Raw genomic sequence first — 10479 nt, forward strand, 5'->3', positions numbered from 1 at the left:
CCCCCGTCCGCCTCACCATTGCCGCGATCGACGGTCGAAGGGGTGGTGCCGGTCGCCGCCAGCGCCGCCGGGAACGGGAGGTCCCCCCGGCGGGCCCACCGGCCGTCGCCGGCTGGTACCGCCTCGGCGTCAGCCCCGGCGAGGCCGGCAACGCCGTCGTCGTCGGGCACGTCGACTCCCGCGAGAACGGCCCCGCCGTCTTCTTCGACCTCGGCCGGCTCCGGCCCGGCGACCGCATCCAGATCGCCCGCGCCGACTCCCGGGTCGCGACGTTCGCCGTCGACGGCGTCGGCGCGTACCCGAAGACGCGGTTCCCCACCGCGCTGGTCTACGGCACCGGCCCCGTACCCCGGCTGCGCCTGGTCACCTGCGGCGGCCGGTTCGACGAGCGCGACCGCGCGTACCTCGACAACATCGTCGTCTTCGCCACCGCCGTGCCCTGACCCACACCCCCCGGCCGCCACCGCGCCGGAAGATCGCCTACGGTTGCCGTCAGTCCCGGCGAGGCGGAGGTGACCGGTGGACCAGCAACCTGGGCGGGCCCGATGGCGCGGCCGGCTGCCCGCCCTGCTGCGCCGGGCGCTCCGCCAACCGACCCACTCCGCGCCACCGGCCGTCCGCCGCGCCAACCCCGACGCCGTCGTCGACTGCGCGATCTACGTCGACGGCCAGCGCCAACCCGGCCGCCCGCACTACGCCGACGCGTACGCGCGCAGCCGACGCGGCCGACGGACGTTCGTCTGGCTGGGCCTGCACGATCCCGCGCCGGCGGTGATGGCCGCAGTCGGGCGAACCTTCGGCCTCGACGAGTTCAGCGTCACCCAGGCCCTCACCGACGGGCACCGACCCACCCTGCAACGGCACGGCGACGTGACTCTGCTGGTGCTGCGCACCGCCGGATACGTGGAGCACACGGAGCTGACCGACACCTCCGAGGTGATCGACACCGGCGACGTCATGGTGTTCCTCGGCGACCGGTTCGTCGTGACCGTCCGGCACGGCGCGGCCGGCGCGCTCGCCGCCGTGCGCGAGGACATCCAGCGCCGCCGGGCCGTGCTCGCCGAGGGCCCCTGGGCCGTGGCGTACGCGGTCTGCGCCCGCATGGTCGAGCTGTACCTGGAGGTCGCCGGCCACGTCGAGACGGACCTGGAGCGGCTGGAGGAAACGGTCTTCGCCCGCGAACGCTCCGCCGACATTCCGCAGATCTACCAGCTCAAACGGGAGATCGTCGAGTTCAAGCGGGCCGTGCTGCCGGCGCAGGCGCCGCTGCGCGCACTGGCCGGGCAGCCCGCCGACGGCCCACCGGCGGCCCTGCGCCGCTGGTTCGCCGACGTGGAGAGCGACCTGACCCGGGCCGTCGACCGGGTCAGCACGTACGACGACCTGCTCAACTCCATCCTTCAGTCCCGGCTGGCGCAACTGGCCGTCGAGCAGAACAACGACATGCGCAAGATCGCGGCGTGGGCGGCGATCGCCGCCACCCAGACCGCCGTCGCCGGCATATACGGGATGAACTTCACCCACATGCCCGAGCTGCACTGGCGCTACGGCTACGGCGGGGCGCTGCTGCTGATGGCGACGACCGCGCTGGTGCTGCACCGACTGTTCCGCCGCTCCGGCTGGCTGTAGGCCGGCCCCTGACGCCCCCGCCCGGTCCGGGCCGCCCCCCGATCGGGGTGGGTGTCCGGTTTGTCAGGCGGTGTCCGGTGGGCCGGGTCACCGTGGCGGTGGAATCGGGTCGGGGGTCGGGGCGTTGTATCTGGCATACGACCGCCGGTCTTCTGGCCCGCCTGGTCGTCTCCCCTTTCTTGATGTGTTCGCGGTGCCGCCGCACCCTGGTGGCGCCGTTCCCCCGAGCAGAGGAGCACGCTGATCATGCGTACCGATCTGATTCGTAGGACCGCCCTGATCGTTGCCGGTATCGCCGCCACCGCCGGTGGGATCGCCGGCCCCGCGCTGGCCGCGCAGGCCACTCCCGCCGAGCGGGCCGCCACCGTGCAGGCCGAGCGCCGCCCGGCCGGCGACCGTGAGCTCGACGTGCGCTACGAGGCGCAGCCCAACTTCTACTACTGCGGCCCCGCCGCCGCCCGCAACGCCCTGAGCGTGCAGGGCAAGGACATCGACGTCGACACCATGGCCAAGCAGATGGGCACCACCGAGGCCGGCACCAACTCCATCAACGACATCACCCCCGTGCTGAACAAGGAGACCGGCAAGGCCGACGCCTACCGCAGCGTCGAGATCCGCACCGGCAAGGCCGACGACAAGCAGACCAAGACCCTGCGCGCCGACATCGTCCGCACCATCGACGACGGCCGGGCCGTGGTGGCCAACATCGCCGGCACCGCCACCGACACCGACGGCGTCAGCCACTCCTTCGCCGGCGGCCACTACATCAGCGTCGTCGGCTACCGCGACAACGGCGACGTCGTGAAGATCGCCGACTCGGCCAACCCCGACCAGGCCAGCTACTGGATCACCGTCGACCACCTCGCCGACTGGATCGCCACCCGCGGCTACGCCACCTCCTGACCCACAGAGAAGGGCCGGCCCCCACCGGGGCCGGCCCTTTTCACGTCCGTACGGCAGGATGACACCGTGGCGAACCGACACCGCGACCCGGCGACCGGCCCCTGCCCCTGCGGCACCGCCCAGCCCTACCCCGACTGCTGCGGCAGGCTACACCGCGGCGACGCCGACGCGTCCACCGCCGAAGCGCTGATGCGGTCCCGGTTCAGCGCGTTCGCCGTCGGCGACACCGCCTACCTGCTGCACAGCTGGCACTCCTCGACCCGCCCCGCCCGGCTGCGCCCCGACCCCGGCCAACGATGGACCCGGCTGGAAATCCTCGGCACCGACCGGGGCGGGCTGCTCGACACCACCGGCACCATCACCTTCCGGGCCCACTACCGCCAGGCCGGCCAGCCCGCGACGCTCACCGAACACAGCCGGTTCACCCGCGAGGACGGCCGCTGGGTCTACCTCGACGCGCTACCGCACTGAGCCGCGCCACCGGGACCAAGCCGCGACCAGCAGCCCGGCACCACCAGGTACGGCACCGACCGCCCACCCGGCGCGCCTCACCTGCCGGCGACACCCCCGTCCGGCCGGGAAATGACGACAGTGGCCTCGTCGCCCCCACCCGCCGACCGGTCATGCTCCCCACCGCCCTGCGGATACGGCGGGATCGGCCGGGTCGTCTCGGACCCGGCGTACGGGCCCACCGGCTGGGTACGCTCCGACTCGTCGTACCCGCCGCCCTCCCCCACCCGCGGCACCACCTGCGTGCGGTCGGCGTCGTCCGCCGCCGGCGCAGCCGTCGCGGCCAGCCGCTCCGCCACATCCCGCCGCCCCGCCTGGTACGCCCGCGTGTGCGTCGCGATCACCCGCGACTCCTGCCCCGCCCGGCTCAGCCACGCCTCCCATCGGCTCTGCATCGGACGGATCAGCCCGCCACCGACGCCGACGACGAGGATGCCGCCGACCGTCGCCAACACCGCCACCAGCACCGGCGTCGTCACCGCCGTCGCCACCCCGACCTGGTTGAGCGCCGCGATGACACCCAGCCCGAGGATGAACACCGACGCGACGCTCGCCAGCACCCGCCCGTACGACAGGCCACCCAGCGCGCTGCTGATGATGTCCTTCACCGCACGGGCGATCGCCGCGGCCACCACCACGATCACGATCGCCACGAACGCCTGCGGCAGCCACGCGACCACGGCGGCGATCAGGTCCGAGATCGGGTTCGGCCCCCAGATGCCGAAGGCCAGGTGCAGTGTCACCAGCAGCACCCCGTAGTAGGCCAGCTTCGCCACGATCTCACTCGCGTCGTACCGGGACCGGGCCAGCGCGGTCTTGATCCCGCCGCGCTCCACCATCCGATCGAACCCGACCCGCTCCAGCACCCTGTCCACGATCTTCACCACGGCCTTGGCCACCAGCCAACCGGCCACCAGGATCGCCACGAAACCAACGGCCTTGGGCAGGAAGAGCAGCACCGCGCGCAGGGCGTCGCCCGCCGCGTCGCCCATGTTGTCTCTCATCGCAAAGGGTCCTTCACAGCAGGGGTCACACGCCAGACGTCCCCCTACCCTGACCCACACGCACGGAAACGGCACCCCACCCACGACGGCGGCCGAGGTGTCAACGCCGACGGCAGGTGTACCGCACCTCCGTGCCCGCCTGCGTCACCGACGGCTCCACGATGTTGATCGTCGCCGTCTCCCGCACCGTGCCCACGCCCGTGAAGGACCACTTCAACGGCAGGCTCACCGTCCGCTGCCCCCGGCCGACCCGCTCGCTGACCAGCGCACCCGGCGGCGAACCGGAACGCAGCCACTGGTAACGGATCGTGCCGGCGTTGCCGTTGGTACGCACCGTCGCCGCGACCTCCACGGTCACGTCGCACCGGTTGCCCGGCGGATCACTCACCGCGACGGTGACCCCCTGGATCTCCAGCGGGCTCAACCGCTGCCAGATGAACAATCCGACGGCCACCAGCAACGCGACGGTGAGCAGCGTGGACAGCACCGAAACCACCCGGCGCCACACCGACCGGGACCGCCGCGCCGGCCCCGACCCCGGCTGCGGCCAGGCCGGGCCTGGCGGCGGCCCCGCCGGCACCCCGGGACCGAACCGCGTCTCGCCCGACGGCGCGACGGTGGTCGCGGCAAGCGACCCGCCCCCCGACGCCCCCGCAGCCGACCCGCCCACGGTGGCCGACGCAGTCGCGCCAGCCACCGTGGGCTCGGTGAAGGCGCTCACGGTACGAGAGGCGACCGACCCGGCGACGGTGGCGTCCGGATCGAACCCGGTCGCCGCGAGGCGGGCGGTCGGCTCGGCACCCCCGGCCAGGTACACCGTCGGCTCGGCGGCCCCGGACACCCGCGTCCGCCCCAGCCCGGCCGTCCGGCCCAGGTCGACGGTGCGGCCCAGGTCGACGGTGGGCTCCGCCGCACCCGCCCGGCCCGGAATTGGGCGGCGCCGCCGTCGGCGCGCTGTCGGCGGGCACCGCCGCCGTCGGCTCGTTCGGGTTGCTCAACGCGCCCCCTCCGTCATCCTCGTGGACCCGACCCGGTCAGCCCGGGGTACAGAACGACTGCAGGCTCACGTACGTCGGCCCGACCGGCCCGGCGGAGTTGCCGGCGGCGTCGACCGCCGTGACGGACACCGGGATGCGGGCGGTCGTGTCGGGCGCGGCGAACGGACCGAGCGTGCCCTGGAAGACGTCCTTCCCCACCGACGTCATGCCCACGGTGGTGGACCGCCCTCCGATGGTGTATCGGAACGTCACCCGCAGCTCGCTGGGGGCCGAACCCACGTCGCTGACACTCACCGTGACCGTCGTCGAGACCGGCCCGTACGGGCAGCCCCTCGGGTCCAACGTGGTCCACGTGGTGCTCGGCGACCCCACGGAGGGTGCGCTGACGTCCGACGTCGGGGCCGACGTGCTCGCGCTCGGGGTGGGCGTCGGGGTGCGGGAGGGCCGGCTCGTGGGCGACGGCGGGCGCGTCGTGGCCGGCGCGGTGGCGGTCGGGCCCGCGGTTGTCGGCGTCGGGGTCGGCGACGGCGTGCCATCGGGCGGGCTCGCCGTAGCCTCCGGGGCGGCCGAGGCGGAACCCGTGCCGGAGGTCGGCGTCGCCGCCCCCGTCGGGTCCCCGGAGTCCACCGCCGCTGCGGCGTCGGGCTCGGCACCGGAGGCGTAGCGGTAGCCGGCGCCGCCGACCAGGACGGCCGCCACCAGCGCCCCGCCGACCAGGGCCGTGCGGGCCCGCCCCGTGCGCATGCGCCGGCCGGTACGGATCTCCCGGCCGGTGCCGAACCCGGCGTCCGGCTGGAGGACCGTGCTGGCCACGCTGGTGCTGCCGCTCGATCCGTCGGGAAACGGAAAGAACGCGGCCAGCAGGGCGGCCCGCCGGGCCAGCTCCCGCACCCCGCGCTCCTCCCAGTCCGGCCCGTAGGCCCCGCCCGCGATTTGTTCCAGGACACCGAGGAAGACCTGGGCCGGCTGGGGGCGCTCGTCGGGCCGCTTGGCCATCCCCCGGCGGAGCAGCTCGTGCACCGGCTGCGGCGCCGGCTCGGTGGGAATCGGCGCGCTGGCGTGCTGGTCGCGCAGGGCGAGCAGGCTCCGCCCGTCGTACGGGGGACGGCCGGTCAGGCACTCGAAGAAGGTGGCCGTGGCGGCGTAGATGTCGCAGGCCGGGGCCGCCGCCGCGCCGGTCCACTGCTCCGGCGCCATGTAGCGGGGAGTGCCGGTGACGGTGGTGGCCGACTCCCCGCCGATCGGCATGGCGATGCCGAAGTCGGCGAGCTTGCTCTCGCCCGCTGCGGTGACCAGCACGTTCTCCGGCTTGTAGTCGCGGTGCACCACGCCCCGGTCGTGCGCCGCCGCCAAGCCGGTCAGCGAGCCCTTGAGGACGCAGAGCGCAGCCTCCGGCCCGGTCGGCCCGTTGGCGCGCAGCATCTGCCGCAACGAGACGCCGTTGACCAGCTCCATGACGATCGCCGCACCGGTGGGCGACTCGACGTACTCGTAGAGCCGGGAGACGTGCGGGTCGTCGATGTCAGCCAGCAAGCGGGCCTCGGTGCGGAAGGAGTCGCGGAACGAGGGGTCACCGCCGAGGCCACCGACGAGGTACTTCACGGCGACCGGGGTGCCGGTCGCGTCGTGGGTGGCCAGCACCACTCGACCGGACGCGCCCGAGCCCAGCTCACGCACCTCGGTGTAGCCGGACACCAGCCAGCTGTTGCCGCTCATTCGACGGTCTCCACCGCTTCCCCGGGCGCTCGCCCGCGCACACCCACTTCGACGCCGCTCATTCTGACCGGTGCCGTCCAGTCGGCCATCGGCGCAACGGGTGCATCTCTTGCTCTGTGTGTCTGCTCGTCGATGTGTGGCGGCGAGCGCCACTGCCCCTAGGGCATCCTAGGAGGCTAGGTGAAGCCGGCCCGCCGGGGCGGACGAACCCCTGGCGCTCGGACCCCGGCGGCAATATCCTCCACATCACACGTTCCCCCTGGAGCTCCTTTTCATCCATGTGCCGTCACCGGCCACAGAGGAGATGCCATGCACTTCGACCATCCCGAGCTCGACCGCCGTACCCTGCTGCGGGCCGGGCTCGGCGCGGCCACGGTCGCCGTGGTCGGCACGCAGCTCGCGTCCCCCGCCTCCGCGCTGGCGGCGTCCGATCCGGGGCTGGACTGGATCATCGACTGCGACGAGTGGGGCGCCCGGCCGCCCGCCGACCCCCTGTCGGTCAGCGGGATCGCCACCAACAAGATCATCGTGCATCACATGGCGTTTCCGAACGTCACCGACTACTCCCGCGAGCAGGCCGTGAAGCTCGCCCAGGATTGCCAGAACCTGCACATGGACGGCAACGGCTGGTCGGACACCGGCCAGCACTTCACCGTCAGCCGTGGCGGCCATGTGCTGGAGGGCCGGCACGGCAGCCTGGAACGGCTGGCCGCCGGCGACCGGCAGATGGTCTCGGCGCACTGCCCGGGCGAGAACGGGCGTGCCATCGGGATCGAGAACGAGGGCACGTACGTCGACGAGACCCCGCCGGAGGCGCTGCTGGACTCGCTGGTCCGGCTCTGTGCCACGATCGGCCGCCAGTACGGCCTGCACGCCCACGACATCTTCGGCCACTGGGACTTCCGCACCACCGCCTGCCCGGGGGCGGCGTTCTATCGGCAGTTCCCCGAGCTGCGCCGGCGGGTCTTCCGCGAGCTGGGCACCAGCCCCGGCGACGTGCCGGCCCGGCGCTGGCCGGACCTGTGGCGGTTCGTCAGCTCCCCGTCGGTGCGGGTGGTGCAGTACCTGCTCACCCACCGCGGCTACATGGTGCCGGTGAACAGCACGTTCGACGCCGCCACCGTCGCGGCCGTCCAGGACTGGCAGGCCCGCAACGGCATCCCGGTCGACGTGGACGCCACCCTCACGACGCCCACCTGGGAGACCCTCGCTCCCGAGCTGGACCAGCACGCCAGCGGCGCGCCGGTCAGCGCGGTGCAGTTCATCCTCGAATGGAAGGGCTACGCCGACGTTGCGGTGACCGGCGAGTTCGACCACGCCACCCGCCGGGCAGTGCAGGACGTGCAGCGGCTGCACAGCCTGCCGCCGGACGGCAGGGTGGACACGAGCACGTGGTGCGCGATCGTCGGCGGAGTGGTCCGGCAGTCGCTGCGGCGGCACTGACGAGCCGGCCGGTGGGGCGGGGCCCCACCGGCCGCCGACTGCCCGTCGGGGGCGGAGCACGCTCGACGACGGACTGTCGCGCCTCGTAACACTTCTCCGCATAACCCCCGAAAGGCACCCTGGATATTATCGAAACATGTCGATAACATGTGTCGACCGGTGCTGATGTCGCCGACCGCGCGGCGACACACCGCTCCACATCGGAGGACACCCAGGCATGAGCACCCCAGCAGTCCGCGCAAGCGGAGGCACCAGGACCAGCACGGGCCGGCGCGCGACGTTGGCCGCCGCAGCCGTCGTCACCGCCACCGGTCTGGTGCTCACCGCCGCCGGACCGGCCGCCAGCGCAGCTGGGCAGGGCCGCCAGGTCGGGGCCATGGAGCACCGTTCGGCCCTGTCCGCGAGCTGCACCGCCTCGATGCAGGTCAACGCCTGGAGCTCCGGCTTCAACGCCTCCATCCAGGTCACGGCCGGCCCGACCGGCACCAGCAGCTGGATGTTCACCGTCACGCTGCCGGCGGGCACGACGGTGGGGCTCACGCAGGCCACCCGGGCCGACGGCACCACCGGGACCGTCCACTTCAGCAACCAGGTCTACAACGGCAACCTGGCCGCCGGGCAGGCGATCTGGGTCGGTTTCACCGGCGCCGGAGCCCCGCCGGCACCGGGCCCGCTGGCGTGCAGCGCGACCTGACCCCGGGCGGGGGTCAGGCGCCCGCCGGGTACGCGCGCGTCTCGGTGGCCTTCACCGCCACCCACACCACCTGCCCCGGGTGCAGGCGCAGCGAAGCGGCGGCGGCCGGGGTGACGTCGGCGGCCACCGGAAGCGGCCCGCCGAGCTCGACCCGCAGGTGGTCCCCGTGCCGCCGTACCCCCGACACGGTGGCGGGCCAGGTGTTGCGCGGGCTGCCGTCGGGCCGCGCCGGGTGCAGGGCGACGGCGGCGGGCGGGAACGCGACGAACGCCTCGCCGACGACACTGTCGGCGACGGTGAGGGTCAGTCCCCCGACCCGTACGCGCCGGCCGTCGGCATGGCCCCGGTGCAGGTTCAGCCCGACCAGACGGGCGACGTAGTCGGTGCGGGGGCGGGCGGTGACGGTGGCCGCGTCCCCCTCCTGGACCACCCGGCCACCCTCCACGATGGCCAGCCGGTCGGCGAGCACCAGCGCGTCGAGCGGGTCGTGGGTGACCAGCACGGTCGCGCCGGAATGCGCGCCGAGGTGGCGGTGCAGCTCCGCGCGGGTGTCCAGGCGGGTACGGGCGTCGAGGGCGGCGAGCGGCTCGTCGAGCAGCAGCAGGACGGGGTCCACGGCGAGCGCGCGGGCCAGCGCCACCCGCTGGGCCTGACCGCCGGAGAGCTGCCGGGGCCTGCGCCGGGCGTAGTCGGCGAGGCCGACCCGGTCCAGCCAGGCGTCGGCGCGGGCGCGGGCCGCGCGCCGGTCCGCGCCGCGCCGGCGGGGCCCGAAGGCGACGTTGTCGCGGGCGCTCAGGTGCGGAAAGAGCAGGTAGTCCTGGAAGACCACGCCGACGGGACGGCGCTCCGGCGGGACCCACACCCGCCGGTCGGGGCGGTCGAGCTCGATCCCGTCGAGGGTCAGGTGCCCGGCCGTCAGCGGGTGCAGGCCCGCCAGGGCGCGCAGCGCGGTGGTCTTGCCCGCGCCGTTGGGGCCGAGCAGCGCGACCACCTCCCCCGGCCGCACCCGCAGGGCCACGTCGAGGTGGAACGCGCCCCGGTCGGCGACGAGGTGGGCGTCCAGCAGCGGCGTCCCCGCGCCCGGCGGGCGCGGACCGGCGGCGGTCACGGGGCGGTGACCCAGCGGTCGCGGAGCCCGGCGAGGATCGCCACGGAGACGGCGAGCAAAACCAGGCTGAGCACGATCGCGGCCTCCAGGTCGGTCTCCAGGGCGAGGTAGACGGCCAGCGGCATGGTCTGGGTACGGCCCGGGAAGTTCCCGGCGAAGGTGATGGTCGCGCCGAACTCGCCGAGGGCGCGGGCCCAGCACAGCACCGCGCCGGCCGCGACGCCCGGGGCGACCAGCGGCAGGGTGACGTGGGTGAACGTCGTCCACCGGCCCGCGCCCAGGGTGGCCGCGGCCTCCTCGTACCGGGTGTCGGCGGCGCGCAGGGCGCCCTCCACGGCGATAACCAGGAACGGCATGGCCACGAACGCCTCGGCCAGGACCACCCCGGCGGTGGTGAACGGCAGGGTGACGCCGAAGGCCGCGTCGAGCCAGCCACCGAGCAGGCCCCGGCGGCCGAAGACCAGCAACAGGGCC

The 10479-nt window shown here is 74.0% G+C and carries 11 protein-coding genes; 6 read left to right on the forward strand and 5 right to left on the reverse strand.

The window, feature by feature from the left end; genetic code table 11:
- From MCAG_RS00965 to MCAG_RS00980, 4 genes are all read left to right on the forward strand, one after another.
- Positions 1 to 443, forward strand: a 443-nt coding sequence (locus MCAG_RS00965; RefSeq protein ID WP_007071131.1) for a sortase domain-bontaining protein, incomplete at its 5' end; no start/stop codon positions are given.
- A gap of 76 nt (positions 444 to 519) precedes the next feature.
- Positions 520 to 1629 carry a magnesium and cobalt transport protein CorA gene (locus MCAG_RS00970; protein WP_007071132.1) on the forward strand — a complete coding sequence of 370 codons (1110 nt, stop codon included), beginning with the start codon at positions 520 to 522 and terminating at the stop codon, positions 1627 to 1629.
- Positions 1630 to 1875: 246 nt separating this feature from the next.
- On the forward strand, positions 1876 to 2532 hold the full coding sequence (locus MCAG_RS00975) for a C39 family peptidase (protein WP_036371812.1): 657 nt from the start codon (positions 1876 to 1878) through the stop codon (positions 2530 to 2532).
- 66 nt (positions 2533 to 2598) lie between these two features.
- Positions 2599 to 3003 (forward strand): YchJ family protein, encoded by a 405-nt coding sequence (locus tag MCAG_RS00980; RefSeq protein ID WP_007071134.1) that lies wholly within the window; start codon positions 2599 to 2601, stop codon positions 3001 to 3003.
- A 77-nt stretch (positions 3004 to 3080) separates the two neighbouring features.
- Here the strand turns inward: MCAG_RS00980 and MCAG_RS00985 are convergent, their stop codons facing one another.
- The 3 genes from MCAG_RS00985 to MCAG_RS00995 form a co-directional block, all read right to left on the reverse strand.
- Positions 3081 to 4046 (reverse strand): hypothetical protein, encoded by a 966-nt coding sequence (locus MCAG_RS00985; protein ID WP_007071135.1) that lies wholly within the window; start codon positions 4044 to 4046, stop codon positions 3081 to 3083.
- Positions 4047 to 4146: 100 nt separating this feature from the next.
- Entirely contained in the window at positions 4147 to 4887 is a 741-nt protein-coding gene (locus MCAG_RS00990) for a hypothetical protein (RefSeq protein ID WP_157547788.1), read from the reverse strand.
- 193 nt (positions 4888 to 5080) lie between these two features.
- Positions 5081 to 6760 (reverse strand): serine/threonine-protein kinase, encoded by a 1680-nt coding sequence (locus MCAG_RS00995; protein ID WP_036371813.1) that lies wholly within the window; start codon positions 6758 to 6760, stop codon positions 5081 to 5083.
- A 309-nt stretch (positions 6761 to 7069) separates the two neighbouring features.
- On the opposite strand from MCAG_RS00995, the gene MCAG_RS01000 reads away from it, so the two are divergent.
- Together MCAG_RS01000 and MCAG_RS01005 are read left to right on the forward strand one after the other, a co-directional pair.
- Positions 7070 to 8203 carry an N-acetylmuramoyl-L-alanine amidase gene (locus tag MCAG_RS01000; RefSeq protein ID WP_036371814.1) on the forward strand — a complete coding sequence of 378 codons (1134 nt, stop codon included), beginning with the start codon at positions 7070 to 7072 and terminating at the stop codon, positions 8201 to 8203.
- A gap of 217 nt (positions 8204 to 8420) precedes the next feature.
- Complete coding sequence (locus tag MCAG_RS01005) at positions 8421 to 8897, forward strand: cellulose binding domain-containing protein (protein ID WP_007071139.1); 477 nt, start codon at positions 8421 to 8423, stop codon at positions 8895 to 8897.
- 13 nt (positions 8898 to 8910) lie between these two features.
- Here the strand turns inward: MCAG_RS01005 and MCAG_RS01010 are convergent, their stop codons facing one another.
- Complete coding sequence (locus tag MCAG_RS01010; RefSeq protein WP_007071140.1) at positions 8911 to 10005, reverse strand: ABC transporter ATP-binding protein; 1095 nt, start codon at positions 10003 to 10005, stop codon at positions 8911 to 8913.
- On the reverse strand, positions 10002 to 10479 hold a 478-nt coding region (locus MCAG_RS01015; RefSeq protein WP_036371818.1), incomplete at its 5' end, for a molybdenum ABC transporter permease. The genes MCAG_RS01015 and MCAG_RS01010, both read right to left, overlap by 4 nt.

Source organism: Micromonospora sp. ATCC 39149 (assembly GCF_000158815.1).
Lineage (GTDB): Bacteria > Actinomycetota > Actinomycetes > Mycobacteriales > Micromonosporaceae > Micromonospora.